Below are 18,147 nucleotides of genomic sequence, written 5' to 3'. Positions count from 1 at the left end.
GAAACCCTCGAGGTGACAGCGGTGCTGGAAGACCAGTTCGGCAACACCTCGGCAGAAGGCAGCGACAGCGCCGTGCTGCGCACTGGCCCCACCATCGATATGGGCGAGACTGTCTCTTTATTAGAGGCAGCTTTAACGGACGGTAACGCATTTGGCGAGGGCGCCTTTACCGTGTCGGGTGGAAGCGACAATATGACGGTTTCACTGCAAGGTAACGATGGATTGATGTCACAAGGTGAGCCTGTGCAATGGAGTTGGAATGAAGCGTCTGGCACATTGATTGGTCACACTGGGGACATTAACCAGCCGGTGTTGACAGTAGCACTGCAGTCGCCAACTGGTAGCAGTAATGAATGGTCTTATGAGGTCACTTTGCAGGGAACTCTGGATCATTCTGATTCTGAATCTGCAGATAGTCTGTCGGTGCCAATTGAAGTCGTGGTAAATGATGGATACAACGAGGTGACAGAAACAGTAAGTGTCAGCGTTACAGATGATGTGCCTACGACAGATGCCGTGTCTGCTATACCAGTAGAACTGGAAAATATACCGGATGTCTTACTGGGTGAGGTTTCTTTCACCGATAGCGGTTCAGGTTCTCGTTCTCGTTTAGAAGTAGATGGTGTGACAGTTACTGCAAAAGGGTTTGCAAATAACTACAACACTGAGCTTGAAAAGGATGAAGTAAACTTATCCTCTGTCGGTATTGGAGTTGATAGTGGCTATAGCGGCGAGTCTCTCGACGAGCATGGACATCGCTTAGAAAACGAGATTGAATATCGTATTACGGACGACAATGATAAAGGTGTTTCTGAGCAGTTAATTTTCGATTTAGGCGACAAAGTAGCCTATGGCGCAAAAATTGAGTTTTCAAAAATGTACGGCGGCGAGGAGGTTGAAACCGGTGTTGCTCGTTTTTACAGGGATGGTGAGCCCATAGCAGAAAAACACTTTACCTCCGATAAGAGTAGTGGTGATTTCGCTGCATACTTTGATATTCAAGAAGGTGGGTTTGACCAAATCACCATTGAAGCGACTGATAATAGAAACCGTAGTAGTCAAGATAATAGTGATCTAACGGTTAAATCAATAACCTTTAAAGGAGCGTCCGATGCACAGGCAATTGCCAGCGCAGAGGGGCAACTGGATTATGACGCCGGTGCTGATGGTTTGGGAGCAATGAGCCTGACTTCGTTTGATAGCGACCTTTACAACGCAGAAGGACAGTTGATTACCGCTGAATTAGATGGCAGCAACCGCTTAATTGGACGTGTTGAAGGGAGCAACGAGGTAGCCTTTGAAGTGCTTCTCACACCGCAGACAGGTCAATGGGAATTCCGCCAGTATCAAAACTTACAAGATCCTAATGGTGCCATTAACTTTGCTTATCAGGTGACAGATGGTGACGGAGACACCGCAACGGGCAGCTTTGGAATTGAGCCAGCGTTGGCCTCAGCTAGCGTTAGTATCGACAGTATCTCTGCCACAACCGAGTCTGGCGTCGATGCTATTGATGCTGTTTGGGGAGGCTTAGGTAAAGGTCAGTTTGGTGTAGGTACTGATAGCGAACAAACTGTTTTGCTGAAGCCGAATCAAAGTAAGAATCTGTCAATTACCTCCATGGACGGCAGTTACGAAGCCGGACTTCTTCAGGTGGGTGATACTTATCAGTTAATGTGGGAACAAAATAATGGAACTTCTCAATCAATGCAGGCCATTGTTACACGTTCTGATGAGGTTAGTGAGCTGGGTTCCGATACAGATATTGTTGTATTCAGCGGGGAAATCAATGGTCAATCAACAACCTTAGTCATTGATAGTGAAGGCATTAGTAACAATTCCTACTATTTCACAAATGATAAAACTAGCAGCACTGTCGGTGTTCGTCAGTTTGAGGTTTCGGGTTTTGCAGAGCCTGGTGCGGAGGTAGAAGTTCTGGACTCTTCGGAACAAACGGTTGGCAGCGCAACCGCCAATGCTTCCGGACAATGGAGTACTTTATTGAGTGCCGAAACTGACAGCCAGGGAGAGCTGACGGTGATAGCCACTGATACGCAAGGGAACGTCACTACCGATGAAACGCAATATCAAATAGGCAGTAAAGCCAATGATAACCTGACAGGTAGCAGCGGAGATGACCTGCTTCACGGAGGGGCTGGTAGCGACGACCTCACCGGCGGTGGCGGTAACGATACCTTCGTCTGGAAAGCTGACGACGAAGGAACCGTGAATATTCCTGAGGCTGATACCATTCAGGACTTCACTTTAGGTAACTTCTCCAGTGATGAGGATGCGGATCGCTTAGATCTTTCGGACTTACTGCAAGGTGAGAGTGCAGATGCTATTGATAACTACCTATACGCCGAAGACGATGGTAACGGTAATACCGTGTTGCACATTAACTCTGAGGGTAACCCTAGCGGCACTGATAACGTTGACCAGGTGGTGACACTTCAGGACGTGCAAATGGCGGATGGCCAGTCATCGAGCGACTTTATTCAACAAATGTTAAACGATGGTCAATTGTTGATAGACAATGGCAGCTCTGCTTCAACACAAAGCAGCAGCGAAGGAGCTTCCATTGATTTACATCAAATTAATAAGTCGTCTGGCTTAGAGTAGTTCTTATGACCTAGTACAAACGGGCTAGATCCTGACTTAAATTGGTTAGGACTCTAGCTCGTCTATTTTCTAGTCTAATAGTAAGTGTTATAATCTTTCGAAAATAAATTGTTACAATTGTATTAGCTTCTATTAGGAGAATCTCGTGAAACTATTGGTTAGACGACTGTCTGGCTGCCTGCTTGCTGGCTTATTTGCATCTGCTGTATACGCTCAGGAAGCAGAACCGAATGACACGAAAGTGTTAGAAGCGGTTATGCAGGCTGTAGAAAACAACCCGGAAGTCTTAAAGCAGTGGTATGAAATGCGAGCGGTTAGCAGTGATGTGGCCAGAGCTCGGGGCGCTTACGGCCCTCAGTTGGACGCTTCTACATCGTATAACTATACAAAAAGAGACTATTCGTTAAACGAGGAGTTTAGCGGTAACCGCGTTAGCCTCGATTATCGGCAGCTTTTATTTGATGGTTTTGAGACATCTAACTTAATTGAGCGTTTTCAAGAACTTCAATTAGTTCGGTATTATGAGTTAAAAACAGTTGCAGAGAATGTTGGTTATGCGGCTTTTGAGGCGTACCTTGACGTTGCAACCAACCGTGAACTGGTAAAACTGGCGCGCGATAACGTTGAAAAGCATCGTGATGTTTATGAGCAAATAGAAGAAAGTGCATCTGCCGGTGTCGCCCGAAACGCTGATTTAGAACAAATTAACGGGCGTCTGGCACTGGCGTTAAATAACTTAGAAACTCAGCGCTCTAACCTGCATGATGTTATCAGCCGTTACCTGCGTATTGTTGGCGAATTACCGCCGCAACAAACATCCAACGTGGCTGTTTCTGAAACCTTCCTTCCGGCAGGGACTGAAGAAGCGATGAGCCTGGCGAATAGAACGAACCCTGAGCTCCATGCAGCCCTTAGAAACATACGTGCAGAAAGAAAACAGTTAACGTCAAATAAGCGTGGTGCATACTCGCCTAAACTGAGCCTAGTTGCTAGCCAAAGCTATTCTGAATTGGACGATAACGGTTTTGATAACCGCCAAAATGACACTCAGATTGGCCTGCAGCTACGATTTAATATTTTAAACGGTGGTCGCGATTACGCTGAGATTCGTCGTACGGTTTCTCAGGTGAACTCTGCGGAGCAACAAAGAAATTTAGTTTGTCGTAATATCAACCAAACCATTGAAGTTGAAATGAATCAAATTGAAAGTTTACACGACAGAATTCCTCAGTTGCGTCAACACAAACTCTCTTCAGGCAAAGTACGTACTGCCTACAAAGACCAGTTTGATTTAGGCCAGCGGTCGCTGCTGGATGTGCTGGATTCTGAAAATGAGTATTTTGAAGCCAGTATTGCTCTTGCTGAAGCCGAAACCGATTTGGAGCAGGCAAAAGCCAAGCTTCTGGCGAGCATGGGATTATTATTGAATTCTCTAAATATTGATTCAAGCAAACTAAACTCAAATAAAGACTTTGAAGTTCCTGATTTACAAGTTAACTTAGACTTTGCATGTCCCGTAAAGCGAGTGACCACAGCCTATTATGAGTAATACGCAGTCAGGCAAGCGCCCATTGGCGACTTGCCTGAGTATTATCGCTAACTATCATCAGCTACCGTTTTCATTCGATGCCGCCACGGCAGGGTTGGCTCAACAAGACGGTGATTTAACTCCTTCATCGCTGGCAACTTCAGCTAAGCGCTTTCAGCTTTCAGCAAAAGTTTATGAGCGTTCGCTCAAGAATATTAATAAAAATTTATTGCCGGTTATCTTACTGCTTAAAGACAACAAAGCCTGTGTTTTAACGTCTGTTATCGATGACACTGCGGTAATAGTAGAGCCTGAGCTGGAGCATGGTGAAACCACACTTAAACTGGATGATTTAGAGCAACAGTATAGTGGCACCTTATTCTACGTTCGGCCTGAATTTAATATGGATAAGCGTGCGGACGACACGATAAAAAGAAAGAATGGCCATTGGTTTTGGTCCGCCATAAAAGAAAACAGAGGCACATACCGCTCGGTTATATTGGCATCGTTACTGATTAACTCCTTTGCGTTAGCTATGCCCATTTTTGTTATGAACGTTTATGACCGGGTGGTTCCTAATGAGGCTTTCTCGTCGTTATTTGCGTTGGCAACGGGTATCTTTTTAGTGTTGACCATTGAGTTGGTGCTAAAAATAATGCGGGTGTGGTTTATTGATTTAGCGGCCAACCGGGCCGACGTCAAAATTTCCAGTAACATTATGCAGCGTGTTCTGGGCATGAAGATGAAAGATAAACCTCAGGCGTCAGGCTCCTTTGTTTCAAACGTTCAGTCTTTTGAAAGCATTCGCGGCTTTATTGGGTCTTTAAGTGTCGTTACTATGGTCGACATACCCTTCGTATTGTTGTTTTTGTTGGTGGTATCGCTCATCAATATTTACCTGGCAATACCGGTGTTAATTGCTGCGATATTGGTTTTACTTTATTCGCTGTTTTCTCAGGCCAAGTTAAAGGAATTGTCTGAGCATGGAATGCAGGCGGGCGCGGTTCGCAACGCCAATGTCTATGAGTCATTAAGCTCGCTGGAGACCATTAAAAGCTTTAATGCCCAGCATCGGGTGCAGAATCAGTGGGAAAAGAGCACGATATTCATCAGCCGCAACGCGGCACGTATGCGTTTACTGGCCTCTTCTATCACCAATACAGCTAGCTGGATGCAGCAACTGGCTTCTATCAGCGTGATTGTTATTGGTGTTTATTTAATTTCAGAACAGATGATAAGCCAGGGCGCACTCATAGCCGCGTATTTGTTAAGCGCACGAGCGTTGTCGCCGGTCAGCCAGGCTGCAGGGCTTTTGTCGCAGTACCACCACAGCTCTACGGCCATGGAGTCGCTTGAAAATATCATGGACCGCGACACTGAGCGTTACGACGACGCGAACACGGTCAGTAAAGCCCGTATTGATGGACATATCGAATTCAAAAATGTCGGGTTCCGCTACCCGGATGTGGATACTGAGGTACTCAGTCACGTTAATTTATCAATTAAAGCCGGGGAAAAAGTAGCGATCCTGGGGCGTAATGGCTCAGGGAAAAGCACACTGGCACGCCTTATTTTAGGCCTTTATCAGGCCGAAAGAGGGCATGTTTTAATTGATAACGTGGATATTAACCAGTTAAACCCGAATTTAGTGCGCCGGCATATTGCCTATGTTCCACAGGAACCCGGGCTGCTGTTTGGTACCTTGCGTGACAATATTTTGTTAGCCAGCGTTACCCGCGACGACAATGACCTGGTTAAAGTAACCAACGAGATGGGTCTGAGTTCCCTGGTAAAAGAACACCCCGATGGTTTCAATATGCAGGTAGGAGAACGGGGTGGCAACCTGTCAGGCGGTCAACGTCAGGCGGTCGCTCTTGCGCGGGCACTGGTTAATGACCCTTCGGTTTTATTGCTGGACGAGCCAACTGGCATGCTTGACCATGCCAGTGAAGCCAAAATAAAAGCGCATTTAAAGCAAGTCACTGCCGACAAAACATTGCTAATGGTGACACACAAAACGACTATGCTTGAATTGGTTGATCGTGTTGTGGTCATGGATAGTGGCAAAATTGTCGCCGATGGTCCTAAAGCGCAAGTGCTTGAAGCGCTAAAACAAGGTCGTGTCGGGGGAAGCCAGCGTGACTGAGCCGAAAAAGCGTACAACCGAGCAGCGAGGGTTCGACAAGCTTGGCAAAATAAGTAACCGAAGTGAGGCCGGAAAAGGGCTTATTGATCGGTTATTTGGCCGCTGGATAAATGTACCTGGCAGTAAAGACTGGGTTGTTGACGCTGAGTGGGCCAAAATTCAGCAGAACCCGATAAAGACAACCCGGCTGCTGTATACCGTTATTATTTCAGTACTTATTTTAGTCACCTGGGCTGCTTTTGCCGAGGTAGCCACCATAGCCAGAGGGGATGGAAAGGTTGTCCCCTCGAGCCAACTGCAGACCATAGAAACCTTCGATGGCGGTTTGATTGAAAAAATTCATGTGAGCGAAGGGCAACTTGTTAGCAAAGGCGATGTGCTGGTAGAGCTCGATTCAACCCGGTTTTTTTCAGAGTTTAATGAGAACCAGTCACGTATGTGGGCTTTGCAGGCGGATAATGCGCGTTTAAGAGCCTTGGTTAATGGTGCCGAGCTTGAGTTTCCAAACCTGCTTTCAGAAAACGCACCGGTGCTGGTCAAAGACACCATATCTGCCTACAAGAGTAATCTGGAGTCTTTAAAAAGCCGCACTCAGTCGGCTGAGGCTCAGCTGCGCCAGAGAAAAGAAGACTTAAACGAATTGCAGGCTGCATTAAAGCAATACAGAGAGTCACTTGCATTGGTAGAAAGGGAGCTTGCGGTTACACGGCCTTTAAAGCAATCGGGGGCTGTATCAGAAGTGGATATCATTCGGCTGGAGCGCGACCAAACGCAGTTCAGAGGTCAGATTAATCAGACATTAGCGGCCATTGAAAAGGCAAAAGCCGCAATTGATGAGTCGGAAAACCGACTGAATGAAGTTCGCCTGGAGAAAATTAACGAATGGCGTCGTGAGCTTTCTGAGGTTTCCGCCGATCTTGCCGCATTTGAGAGCGTAAAGTCCCGGCTATCCGATAAAGTTCAGCAAAGTAAACTTCGCTCACCGGTGGGCGGTATTGTCCAAAAACTTCATGTGAATACAGTGGGTGGTGTCGTGACGACAGGGCAGCCGGTGGTCGATATTGTGCCGGTAAACGACGAGTTAATTATTCAGGCGCGCATTCTGCCTAAAGACATTGCTTTTATTAAGAAGGGGCAGGAGGCGATGATAAAGTTCACGTCTTATGACTTTTCGGTGTTTGGTGGCGCTAAAGCGACCGTTTCTCACATTAGTGCCGACACGGTGACAGACGACGACGACGTGACCTATTACATCGTTCGCTTAAAAACCAGCAAGTCTGAATTTTCGGAAGAGCTCCAGATTATTCCGGGAATGGTTGCTCAGGTAGACATAAAAACGGGCGAAAGAACGATATTGAATTATCTGTTAAAGCCGTTGATGAGAGCGAAATCTGAAGCTCTTACGGAGAGGTAAACTGATGGAACATGTTTTTCTTACTCATAACTTTATTTCCCCTCGGTGGGAGAAGCTCTCCGGTAGTGTTCATATAACCGAGAGCGCAGAAGCGTTAAAGCAGCTTGCAGCGCAAAAAGAGCTCTCTGAACTGACCTTTTGGTTAGCGGCAGAACATAGTAGTACGGCTTCGGTTGCCGCCTATTTAGCGAAACAAAACAGCAAGTTCGTTGTTTTATATTCGGCTCCGGAAACAGAGGATCTAGTGACGTTGCTAAGCCTCGGAGCGAGAGGTTACACCAGCCTTGCCGCTTCAACCTCGGTTATGGAGCGCATCACTGCTGTTATTCACCAGGGTGGCTTGTGGATGCCGGAGCAGTTTTTAGCCAATTTAACGGGGCTGTCGCAAAAAAGACTGAATAATGGAAAAGAGCTTCCGGCAACCTTTGCTATACTGAGTGATCGCGAGCGACAAGTCTGTGAAAAAGTGCTTGCGGGTCTGACGAACCAAAACATTGCTGATGCCCTTTTCATATCTGAACGCACGGTGAAAGAGCATTTAACCAAAAGTTTTCGAAAATTAGGTGTGAAAGATCGCCTGCAGCTGGTTTTGAAAGCAAGAAATGAGGAAAGCGAAACGCTTAACGCCGGTGAATAAGATGCCTTATATAAAACGCGATGAACATAACCGTATTGTGGCCTTTAGCCTGACTGAAGAAGCTGGCTTTGATGAGTATTCAGAAGATAGCAGCTCCGAGTTACAGGCCTTCCTGCAACAACAAATGGTGACTCCCGAGAAAAACTCGGCGCTTGAAGCTTCTGACCAGTCAATTATTCGAGTCCTGGAAGATTTGATTATGTTGCTTTCAGACAAAGGTGTTATTCAGTTCACCGAGCTGCCCGATGAAGCACAGAATAAGTTGATGCGGCGCTTATCAATGCGCCGCGCTATCAACGACTTATCGGATTTAGTATCAATTGATGACGAAACCATCGATATTAAGTCTTCCGATTAAAACATTAGGTTTTGCTGGTGTAACCATCAAAGCCTGCGGCCAATACAGATTCAATGTCGGCTTCATTATCCACACCCTCTGCAAACATTTTAATGCCCAGCGACTGACCCAGTTGACACATTTTGGCTGGTATAGAGTCCTCAACTTCCCCTGCGTTCTGTGGTATCGCCTGAGTAATAGAACGATCAACTTTTAAGTAGTCGAGCCCGAAAGTTTCAATGTCGTACATGTAATCAAAAATGTGCGTACAACCTTGCAAGCCAACATGGCATCCCATGCGTTTCATAGAGAAGCAAAAGTCTGCAAACAGTTTTTGCTGAGAGTGGACTTCAAACTCATTAAGCTCAAACCAAAGATTGGCCGGGTCACAGGCTTTTTTATATTGTTGAATGGACTTCATTAGTTGAGCCCGAGCCGGAACCGATTGCAAAAAGTTGATGGACAGGTTCATTGCAATATCGCTGTTATTTTCGGCGCTAAACAGCATGGCTTTTTCTATCGCTTTTAGCTCTAAAGCAGACAAAAACTCAAGGCGTTGGGCCCAGGGGATAAATTGATGACCGTTTAGAATATGTCCGTTAATTTCCAGGCATAAGCTGTTTTCCAAGTGAACTAAGTTACCGCTTCTGTCCTTGGTTGAACGAAAGTTAAGCTGAACCTTGTCGTGTTCAAGTGCATCTTGAAATGTTTGAGACCACTGTTGTTTATCCGTGAAAAGCGGGGCGCTATTTTTTGTATGGCTTAAAATAAGAGCGGTGTTATTGTCAGTGGGGCGCGCTTCTGCATTGGTGATTTTTTCATCCAGGCGCATGAGCAGTTGGCCGACCGTTTCATCCGCAACGGTAAAATCAGCTGAAGCGTACCAATTGGCTTGCGCATCAAGCTGGGTCTTTTCATGGACTTGTATCGTGGACACGCAGTCATTAATTTTACGCTCTAACTGCTCTACGTCTGCTACGTTTTCAAAAAGCAGCCCGAAGTCAGACGCGTTCATGCGAGCCACGGTAACTTTACATGATAACTCCTGCTCTATTGATTCGGCTTGCCCAGATAACTTATCTGCAATGGCTTTTATATAGTTATCAACGTTTTTGCGACCGAAGCTCTTATTTAAGTCGGCTAACTTATCCAGATGAAGCATGAGCATGACTGCCGGTAGGCGCTCTTCGCGCACACCGAAATGCGCAGATAAACGTTCTAAAACAAACGACCGGTTGTAAACGCCGGTATCCTGGTCTTTATATAAACGCGCTTGCAGCTGGCTCAGCTTGCGCAGTTCTTTTTGAAATTGCATGCGAATTTGTTCGGACATTTTATTCATAGCCTGAACAAGTTTTTTTAAGTCCTTTGTTTTTGGTGATTTTTTGTTGGTTATATACCGGCCCTGGCCGATAGCTTCAGCCTGCTGAACCACTAAGTTTAGTGGACGCGTCACATTTCTGAGTAAAGCCCGGCCACAAAGCCCGGCTAAAACGGCCGTTGATAGCGCAATAACGAATAGAGTAATTGCTCTGGACCATAACGTTTCCAGTGCATGGCGTTTCTGGCTTTGCACAGAAACCATACCAAACTGATTCCAGCCATCCTGGACAAGTGCCTCACCTGCCGGAACTTCCAGATCGAACCAACTGGCGAACCAGCCGGGTACTTCGCCTGTGCTGCTGTTGTCAAAAGAGCGTTCGACAATAACGTCGCCCTGAGTATTGGTCAGTCTAATCGACTCATAGAAACCAGTGTCAAACTGCGCGCTAATGGTCAGTTCTAATAATGCCGGGTCTTTACTGTTATTGCTGAGCGTTTGCGCGAGCATGTTGGCACTGTTGGTATTTTCCGTTGTTAGCTGCTGTTCAATAAATCGTGTTGCTGACAAACTGGTGACGATAAAGCTTGTAAAAAAGCTAATAAGCACAACAGCAACAAGGACATACCAAATCTGTCGGTTAAGTGTCATTAATTGTTCCTCCAGGAAATACCTTCTTGCTCTAAACGAGATAAAACATCTCGCCAGCGTGATAATCTATCAAGTGGGTTTGATTTTGCGCGGCGTTCACTGCTTCCGGCCCAAAGCCCGGCAGAATTAAAACTAAACACCGGGGTAAGGTCATTTCGTTTTGACGCCGGTAAGACCTTTTCAATTAAGCTATCAATAATAAGGGGCTCAGCGTCTGGTGACGAATAATACCCTAAAACCATGTGAGCCTGAGTTTTTGATCGGTAAGAGTTGCCTATTTGAGCCTTGACGTAAATGAGTCGTAATTTTTCATCCGGTATGCCCAGGCTTCTTAACGTACTGTATTGTGCAATCGCAAAATCTTCACAGTCACCAAAGCCCTGCCCGAGTGTTTCGGCGACAGAAGCCCAGTAATCAGGGGTGCCATACAAAACGTCGTCAGTTTTGTAACTCACGTTATCGTGGATGAATCGGTTCATCTTTCGTATTACATCGATGTCTTCTGTGCCAGAATCTGCATTTAAGTCGCGGGACAGTTCGTCCATCAATCGGAACCATTGTTCTGCTTTTTGGCTGGAATTGTCAGGTGTATAATTGGTTATTGCCTGACTGAACGTCTTTTTATCAACTTGCCACGCGTCACCCGCCTTAAGCCATAGAGGAATAAAGATTAAACCAACGAGTAACCATAAAGACGCGCTTTTCATTGTGTTATCTTATCTGGTATCTGCTAGGGCGAAAAGACCTCGTTAGTTTATATTTTATTTGCTAAAAAGCCCGCATTCGGGTAAAATCCACCCGCAACATGAATCCAGTCACGGAGTGTTGCACATGCTGCGAATTGCCCAAGAAGCCTTGACCTTTGACGACGTTTTGCTCGTTCCCGGTCATTCCGAAGTTCTCCCCCATACCGCTGATTTACGCACGCAATTAACGCGTGGAATTTCTTTAAATATTCCTTTGGTTTCAGCTGCGATGGACACCGTTACTGAATCGGCACTGGCAATTGCGCTGGCGCAGGAAGGCGGGCTCGGATTTATCCACAAAAATATGACCGCAGAGCAACAAGCCGCGCACGTTCGTAAAGTTAAAAAATACGAAAGTGGCATGGTCTCTGACCCGGTTACCGTACAACCTACTACCACCATTGGCGAAATTAAAAAGCTGACTGCCGAGCATGGCTTTCAGGGTTTTCCTGTGGTTGAAGGTAATGGCGATTTAGTTGGTATTGTTACCGGTCGCGATACGCGTTTTGAAGACGACGACAGCAAAGAAATTCGCCACGTAATGACCGGCAATGATCGCCTGGTAACTGTGCACGAAACGGCAGAAAGCGAAGAAATTCTTCAGCTTATGCACAAACACCGCATAGAAAAAATTCTGGTTGTGGATGACGCGCACAAGTTGAAGGGCATGATCACCCTGAAAGACTTTGAAAAAGCGGAAAACAAACCGAACGCTTGTAAAGATGAACTAGGCTCACTGCGCGTAGGTGCGGCAGTTGGCGTCGGCGCGGGTACGGAAGAGCGTATTCAGCTGCTGGTTGAAGCGGGCGTTGATGTACTGCTTATTGATACTTCGCACGGGCACTCCCAGGGCGTATTAGACCGGGTTAAGCAGACTCGTAAGGACTACCCTGAATTGCAAATTATTGCCGGTAACGTAGCAACTGCCGCTGGCGCTAAGGCTCTGGTTGAAGCTGGCGTTGATGCCGTGAAAGTGGGCATTGGTCCGGGCTCAATTTGTACTACCCGTATTGTTACGGGTTGTGGTGTGCCGCAAATTAGCGCCATTAGCGACGCCGTTGATGCCATTAAAGGTTCGGGTGTTCCGATTATTGCCGATGGCGGTATTCGTTTCTCAGGAGATATTGCAAAAGCGCTGGCTGCTGGCGCGCACAGCGTGATGGTAGGTAGCATGCTGGCTGGCACTGAAGAGTCGCCGGGTGAAGTTGAGTTGTATCAGGGTCGTTACTATAAATCATATCGTGGTATGGGCAGTCTGGGCGCAATGGATCAGCGCAATGGCTCATCTGACCGTTACTTCCAGAAGAGCGATGAGGCCGACAAGTTAGTGCCAGAAGGTATTGAAGGGCGTATAGCCTATAAAGGTCCTATTTCGGCTATTATTCACCAGCAAATGGGTGGGTTGCGTTCAGCCATGGGCCTAACTGGCTGCCCGACCATTGAAGATATGCGCACCAAGCCGCAGTTTGTGAAAGTCACTGCAGCCGGCATGGGCGAATCACACGTACACGATGTGCACATTACCAAAGAAGCACCGAATTACCGTAGCTCGTAACAGGATGACTAATGACTAGAGATATCCACGATCACCGAATATTGATTTTAGATTTCGGCTCTCAGTACACTCAGCTGATAGCCCGCCGTATTCGCGAAATTGGCGTTTACTGTGAGCTTTGGGCCTGGGATGTTGACGAAGCCGACATTCGGGACTTCGCGCCTAAAGGCATTATTTTATCCGGTGGCCCGGAAAGCGTTGCAGAAGAAGGCTCACCGCGTGCGCCGGAATATGTCTTTAACGCAGGCGTTCCGGTGTTTGGTATTTGCTACGGTATGCAGACCATGGCACATCAGCTGGGGGGCTCCGTTCAATGCTCACTGGAACGTGAATTTGGTTACGCGCAAATTGAACTGGTAGAGCAAAGCCCGCTGTTTAAAGCCATTGAAGACGCTGTGTCTGAGTCAGGTGCGCCGCTACTCGACGTATGGATGAGCCACGGTGACAAAGTGGAAATGATTCCGGAAGGCTTCCATACCGTAGCGAAAACCTCTTATTGTCCGTATGCCGCAATGGCTGACGAAGAACGTCAGTTTTATGGGGTGCAGTTCCACCCGGAAGTCACTCACACGCGGCAGGGACAGCGCATGCTGGAGCATTTTGTCAGCGATATCTGCGGCTGTGAGAAGCAATGGACGCCGGCAAAAATCATCGACGATGCCATTGAGCGGATCCGTGAACAGGTGGGTAGTGACAAGGTTATTTTAGGCTTGTCAGGCGGCGTTGACTCGTCGGTAACGGCTATGTTGCTGCACCGTGCCATTGGTGATCAGCTGACCTGTGTGTTTGTCGACAACGGGTTGTTGCGCCTGAACGAAGCGGAGCAGGTGATGGAAATGTTCGGCGACCACTATGGCCTGAACATTTTACCAATACGTGCTGAAGACCGCTTTTTAGATGCGTTGGCGGGCGAGAATGACCCGGAGAAAAAGCGTAAAATTATTGGTAATACCTTCATTGAAATTTTTGATGAAGAAGCCGGTAAGTTGACCGAAGTAGACTGGCTGGCGCAGGGCACCATTTACCCTGATGTCATTGAGTCTGCGGGTTCTAAAACCGGTAAAGCGCACGTGATTAAATCACACCACAACGTAGGCGGTTTGCCAGAAGACATGAAGTTAGGTTTGGTTGAGCCGCTACGTGAGTTGTTTAAAGACGAAGTGCGTAAAATAGGCCTTGAGTTAGGCCTGCCTTACAACATGCTGTATCGCCATCCGTTCCCGGGGCCTGGTTTGGGCGTTCGTGTGCTGGGTGAAATAAAGAAAGAGTACTGTGACTTACTGCGCCGTGCCGATGCAATTTTCATTGAAGAGCTTCATAACGCCGACTGGTACAACAAAGTAAGCCAGGCCTTTGCGGTATTCCTGCCGGTACGTTCGGTGGGTGTTATGGGTGATCAGCGTAAATACGACTGGGTTATTGCCATACGTGCCGTAGAGACTATCGACTTCATGACCGCACGCTGGGCACATTTACCGTATGAGCTGCTAGAGAAGGTATCGAACCGGATTATCAACGAAGTGAACGGGATTTCCCGTGTAACCTACGATATTTCAGGTAAACCACCTGCCACCATCGAGTGGGAATAAGGCGGTGAATATTGGCTGGCCGTTGCAGGAAATCCTCCGAAAGACGCCAGCCAATACCTAACTTCCACCTCCCACTATTTTTTATTTTGACATGTATATTTGTCATTTTTTACGTTTAGGCTAATATGACATATATAACTGTCAATTAGGCTGATTTATGACTCCCAGAAAAGAGATTGGCAAGCGATTACAGCTAGAGCGAAAGGCTCAGAGGCTGTCTCAATCGGAAGCTGCCGCGAAAATAAAAAGTAATCGGCAAACCATTTCAGCTATTGAGCGCGGTGTTTATTTAGGTTCACTTGCGACTTTTGAACGGTATCTAATGCTATTTGGTTATTCGTTAGCAATAACTAAAACTAAGATGCCGACATTTGAAGAACTTGATGACTTGTTTCCGCTGGAGGATTGATATGTCAGAGAGTCTATCGCAATACCCGTCACGTGTCAGAGAATTGGGCATAAAGCTTAACAGTCAGTCGGTTGGGCGGCTGGTACATGGCTCTCAGTACAGTTTTAGCTACGAGAGAGAAGCTCAGCCGGTTTCTTTATCTATGCCGAACAGGGGTGATCCTTACGTATCTGGTAAGTTGCCTCCAATTTTCACCATGAACTTACCTGAAGGTTTCGTCCGGCGTTACATCGAAGAGCGGCTGAGGCGTTATGCAAAAGTTGATGAGATGTACCTTTTGGCTCTACAAAGAGATAAAGGAATTGGCGCGTTAAATTATCATTCCAATGAGCTACCTGAAAGCAAAACCGAAGCTGTTGCGCTGAATGACATTCTATCCTGGAATAGCCAGAATGAGGCCTTGTTCCCGCAGTTACTGGAACGTTTTTATCTTCAAACCGCAATTTCCGGAGTTCAACCGAAAGTTGTTGTTCCCTCAGAAAAAGCGACACTTGTTTATCCAGATCTGATTATAAAGGCGGCGGACGAAGAGTTTCCTAATTTAACGGCTAACGAGTTTATTTGCTTATCAGCAGCGGATTATTGTGGCCTGGAAAAACCGGAGTTTTGGTTATCGGATAACCGAGAACACTTTGTTATGAAGCGTTTTGATATCGACGGTGACAAGAAATATGCCGTGGAAGACTTTTGTGTCTTAACCAAGCGTGACTCAGCTGATAAATATCGTTCCAGTTATGAACAAGTAATGAAAGTGGTGCAGTTATTTACTCGAAGTGCCGAGCAGCTTCAGAAAGTGTATGAATATATTGTTTTTAACGTACTTATTGGTAATGGTGACGCGCATTTAAAGAACTTTTCAGTTTTATATAGTGCAGAAGTACCTGAGCGTATAACAGTGACACCAATCTATGATGTAACCCACACCATTATTTATCCAACAATTGATAATAATATGGCGTTAAAGCTGTTTGGCAGCAAAGAGTTTCCAACACAGCATTACTTACGTAAATTGGGTGAAGACTTCGGCATTGCAGAGCCTCAATCGGTGATCACTAATTTTGCTGATAAATTAGCGACATTTATACAAGGATTTAATCAATGGGATGTCTTTCCTGAACTGAAGCCCTCAATGGAAAAACATTTGAGTTCAATAATGGTGTCGGAACCAATAGTGAGTGGTCACCGACACCATAAAAAACGTAAATATACGTAGAGCCTTTAGAAGTGGTAAGTCACGCCTATATGCACTTCGTTGTCGATGCTGTTGAAGTTTCCGCGGAAACCGGCGTCAGCAGAGAATTGCTCAGTGAAGGCGTAGCGTAAGCGCGCACCCACTGATGCAAAGCCGTCTAAGCCCCAGTCATAACCAACGTCAACAATAGCGGTGGTTTGCTGGCTTAATTTAGTCATGGTGCCGATGCCGGCATAAGCGCTGGTGTCATCGTCGTTACCAAAGTCATAGTGGCTAACACCGGCTTTCAGGAAAGTATTGAATTGCTTGCCTGCGCCCATGTCCATGAAGTATTTAGCACCAGCACGGATTGAGTAGTCACCCATGTCTGTAAACTGTATTTCACCCACCCAGTTCGGGGCGATAGTTTTGGAGCCTTCTACGTAGAAATCGGAATCGTAGAAATCAGAGAAACCTCCGCTAACATAGTTTAGATCATCAGCTTTGCTGGCTGCTGAAAACATAAGCGAACCGCTTGCGAGTAGGGCTGTTGTTAGTATCAATTTTTTCATAGTTTGCCTCCTTGGATATGACATTTGTATTATGGCACCCAGAAGGCTGAATAGCAGCCCTTCAACTGTAAAGGTTCAGTAAAATAAAGGGCTGCAGGGGTGGTGTGTGTCGTTGTAGTCTGCCAGGCTATTTGACGATATCCAGCCAGACCATGCGATGGTCGGAAGAGGCGCTGCGCTTTTGCATTAGCTTGCTGCCGGCTTCATCACCGACAGGCCAGAACACGCCCGCGTCTTTTACGACTAAGTCGTTAGACGGCAGCACGTAGTCTACGCGCTTGCGCCAGGCCGCGGTATGATACTGCGAGCCTTGTTTGTCTGGTGAGTGTTGTTCGCCGCCGCGGCTTTGGGGTTTCACGTCATTTACCCGTGGGTGCTGGAGTAACTGTTCAATAGCACCATCAATACCGCCGGAGCCAGCTTCAGCGTTCATGTCACCTAAAACGATAAAGCTTTCATTTTGACCAAGCCCGCCGCGTGTGCCTTCATCATCATAAATATAATTGTCTTTACCTGGCGTTAAGTAGTCAGCAAATAAGCGAATTTCATCATAGTTACGCATGCCGTTGCTGTTTTCCGGGCCGTCGAACGCTGGCGGTACTGGGTGCGCAGCTAATAAATGAATGACTTTGTCACCCACTTGCACCGGAATGTCCCAATGCGACTTTGAGCTTAGCGGGTACTGCGCCATAACTTCCTCGGGGTACCATTGCTCGTCAGTAGCCTGTTTCTGTTCGTTCATCACGTAAGGAATATGGCGGCCGGGCATGTCTTTCCACAAGAAGTGCTGAAAAGTTCGGGCTTTATCGGCTTGCAGTGGGTATCTAGACAAAATGACCATACCGTACTGACCCGGATACCAACCAAAACCCCAGGCGTCGATGCCGGTGCCTTGTGCCTTGCCGTCACGGTTTAAGTCAAAAGGCGAGGGCACACCGGTATTTACCGGAGCAATATAAGCATAAGGATACTCAATTGCTTTTTGTCCGTTCTGTGAAACCGACAGGTACTTTTCCTGAAAGACACTTACGCCAATTTCTTTATCGACGTAGTCGAATTCGTTCAGTAAAACGATATCAGGTCGCACACGTTGAAGTATTTCGGCAATACCACGAATTTGCTCATGAGCCTGCTGTAACACCTCTGGTACAGGAGATTTTTCTAATTGCGGGAGCTTGCTGTCGCTCAGGTAATTAGATGCGTCCATACTGACATTAAAAGTCGCAACCCGTATGGTTTCTGGTTCGCCTTTGCCGGAACCGGCGGTTGCATTAAAAGAGGTAGGAATCATAAGAACAACGAATGTTAAAATTAATAAAAACCGTATAAAGCCCATGGGATAACCGTTTGAGAGCAGCCTAAGACAGTGGGTGAGAATAAAGGTTCCCGAGTGACTAGGCAAGAGCTAATAAATTGACTAAAATATGTCACATATCTGACACAAAAATG

Annotated in this window: 14 protein-coding genes; 10 read left to right on the top strand and 4 right to left on the bottom strand. The window is 46.6% G+C overall.

Annotation, left to right across the window (positions count from 1 at the left end; all coding sequences use genetic code 11):
• From Q5L94_RS10360 to Q5L94_RS10335, 6 genes are all read left to right on the top strand, one after another.
• On the top strand, nt 1-2,622 hold a 2,622-nt coding region (locus tag Q5L94_RS10360; RefSeq protein ID WP_317498332.1), incomplete at its 5' end, for a type I secretion C-terminal target domain-containing protein.
• A 145-nt stretch (nt 2,623-2,767) separates the two neighbouring features.
• Nucleotides 2,768-4,171 (top strand): TolC family outer membrane protein, encoded by a 1,404-nt coding sequence (locus tag Q5L94_RS10355; RefSeq protein WP_317498331.1) that lies wholly within the window; start codon nt 2,768-2,770, stop codon nt 4,169-4,171.
• Complete coding sequence (locus Q5L94_RS10350; protein ID WP_317498330.1) at nt 4,164-6,296, top strand: type I secretion system permease/ATPase; 2,133 nt, start codon at nt 4,164-4,166, stop codon at nt 6,294-6,296. Before Q5L94_RS10355 ends, Q5L94_RS10350 begins: the two co-directional genes overlap by 8 nt.
• Nucleotides 6,289-7,710, top strand: coding sequence for an HlyD family type I secretion periplasmic adaptor subunit (locus tag Q5L94_RS10345; RefSeq protein ID WP_317498329.1), 1,422 nt, complete (start codon nt 6,289-6,291; stop codon nt 7,708-7,710). The genes Q5L94_RS10350 and Q5L94_RS10345 overlap by 8 nt, the downstream gene beginning before the upstream one ends.
• Before the next feature lie 4 nt (nt 7,711-7,714).
• Nucleotides 7,715-8,347, top strand: a complete 633-nt coding sequence (locus Q5L94_RS10340) for a response regulator transcription factor (protein ID WP_317498328.1) — start codon at nt 7,715-7,717, stop codon at nt 8,345-8,347.
• A 1-nt stretch (nt 8,348) separates the two neighbouring features.
• Nucleotides 8,349-8,705, top strand: coding sequence for a hypothetical protein (locus tag Q5L94_RS10335; protein ID WP_317498327.1), 357 nt, complete (start codon nt 8,349-8,351; stop codon nt 8,703-8,705).
• A 4-nt stretch (nt 8,706-8,709) separates the two neighbouring features.
• On the opposite strand, the gene Q5L94_RS10330 is transcribed toward Q5L94_RS10335, so the two are convergent.
• A complete protein-coding gene (locus Q5L94_RS10330; protein WP_317498326.1) occupies nt 8,710-10,656 on the bottom strand; it encodes a LapD/MoxY N-terminal periplasmic domain-containing protein in 1,947 nt (648 codons plus the stop codon).
• Nucleotides 10,656-11,363 (bottom strand): transglutaminase-like cysteine peptidase, encoded by a 708-nt coding sequence (locus Q5L94_RS10325; RefSeq protein ID WP_317498325.1) that lies wholly within the window; start codon nt 11,361-11,363, stop codon nt 10,656-10,658. Before Q5L94_RS10325 ends, Q5L94_RS10330 begins: the two co-directional genes overlap by 1 nt.
• Nucleotides 11,364-11,487: 124 nt before the next feature.
• Between Q5L94_RS10325 and guaB the strand changes: the two genes are divergently transcribed.
• The 4 genes from guaB to Q5L94_RS10305 all read left to right on the top strand — a co-directional run bounded on the left by guaB (nt 11,488) and on the right by Q5L94_RS10305 (nt 16,168).
• Complete coding sequence (gene guaB / locus Q5L94_RS10320; protein WP_317498324.1) at nt 11,488-12,957, top strand: IMP dehydrogenase; 1,470 nt, start codon at nt 11,488-11,490, stop codon at nt 12,955-12,957.
• Nucleotides 12,958-12,968: 11 nt separating this feature from the next.
• Complete coding sequence (gene guaA / locus Q5L94_RS10315; RefSeq protein WP_317498323.1) at nt 12,969-14,546, top strand: glutamine-hydrolyzing GMP synthase; 1,578 nt, start codon at nt 12,969-12,971, stop codon at nt 14,544-14,546.
• Nucleotides 14,547-14,703: 157 nt separating this feature from the next.
• Complete coding sequence (locus Q5L94_RS10310) at nt 14,704-14,955, top strand: helix-turn-helix transcriptional regulator (RefSeq protein WP_317498322.1); 252 nt, start codon at nt 14,704-14,706, stop codon at nt 14,953-14,955.
• A 1-nt stretch (nt 14,956) separates the two neighbouring features.
• Nucleotides 14,957-16,168 (top strand): type II toxin-antitoxin system HipA family toxin, encoded by a 1,212-nt coding sequence (locus tag Q5L94_RS10305; protein ID WP_317498321.1) that lies wholly within the window; start codon nt 14,957-14,959, stop codon nt 16,166-16,168.
• A gap of 5 nt (nt 16,169-16,173) precedes the next feature.
• On the opposite strand, the gene Q5L94_RS10300 is transcribed toward Q5L94_RS10305, so the two are convergent.
• Entirely contained in the window at nt 16,174-16,698 is a 525-nt protein-coding gene (locus tag Q5L94_RS10300) for a hypothetical protein (protein ID WP_317498320.1), read from the bottom strand.
• 127 nt (nt 16,699-16,825) lie between these two features.
• The gene (locus tag Q5L94_RS10295; protein ID WP_317498319.1) at nt 16,826-18,034 is read right to left on the bottom strand and encodes an endonuclease/exonuclease/phosphatase family protein; all 1,209 of its coding nucleotides are present in this window, start codon (nt 18,032-18,034) and stop codon (nt 16,826-16,828) included.
• Nucleotides 18,035-18,147 lie beyond the last annotated feature (113 nt).

The organism is Idiomarina sp. Sol25 (assembly GCF_033052775.1).
Lineage (GTDB): Bacteria > Pseudomonadota > Gammaproteobacteria > Enterobacterales > Alteromonadaceae > Idiomarina.
Note: the sequence above shows the minus strand (reverse complement) of the source record. Positions and strands in the feature narration are given on the sequence as shown.

Excerpts from the sequence above, each read along its gene's own strand:
- Q5L94_RS10350 (WP_317498330.1), top strand. The coding sequence starts at position 4,164 with ATGAGTAATACGCAGTCAGGCAAGCGCCCATTGGCGACTTGCCTGAGT.
- Q5L94_RS10340 (WP_317498328.1), top strand. The coding sequence starts at position 7,715 with ATGGAACATGTTTTTCTTACTCATAACTTTATTTCCCCTCGGTGGGAG.
- Q5L94_RS10335 (WP_317498327.1), top strand. The coding sequence starts at position 8,349 with ATGCCTTATATAAAACGCGATGAACATAACCGTATTGTGGCCTTTAGC.
- Q5L94_RS10330 (WP_317498326.1), bottom strand. The coding sequence starts at position 10,656 with ATGACACTTAACCGACAGATTTGGTATGTCCTTGTTGCTGTTGTGCTT.
- Q5L94_RS10325 (WP_317498325.1), bottom strand. The coding sequence starts at position 11,363 with ATGAAAAGCGCGTCTTTATGGTTACTCGTTGGTTTAATCTTTATTCCT.
- guaB (WP_317498324.1), top strand. The coding sequence starts at position 11,488 with ATGCTGCGAATTGCCCAAGAAGCCTTGACCTTTGACGACGTTTTGCTC.
- guaA (WP_317498323.1), top strand. The coding sequence starts at position 12,969 with ATGACTAGAGATATCCACGATCACCGAATATTGATTTTAGATTTCGGC.
- Q5L94_RS10310 (WP_317498322.1), top strand. The coding sequence starts at position 14,704 with ATGACTCCCAGAAAAGAGATTGGCAAGCGATTACAGCTAGAGCGAAAG.
- Q5L94_RS10305 (WP_317498321.1), top strand. The coding sequence starts at position 14,957 with ATGTCAGAGAGTCTATCGCAATACCCGTCACGTGTCAGAGAATTGGGC.
- Q5L94_RS10300 (WP_317498320.1), bottom strand. The coding sequence starts at position 16,698 with ATGAAAAAATTGATACTAACAACAGCCCTACTCGCAAGCGGTTCGCTT.
- Q5L94_RS10295 (WP_317498319.1), bottom strand. The coding sequence starts at position 18,034 with ATGGGCTTTATACGGTTTTTATTAATTTTAACATTCGTTGTTCTTATG.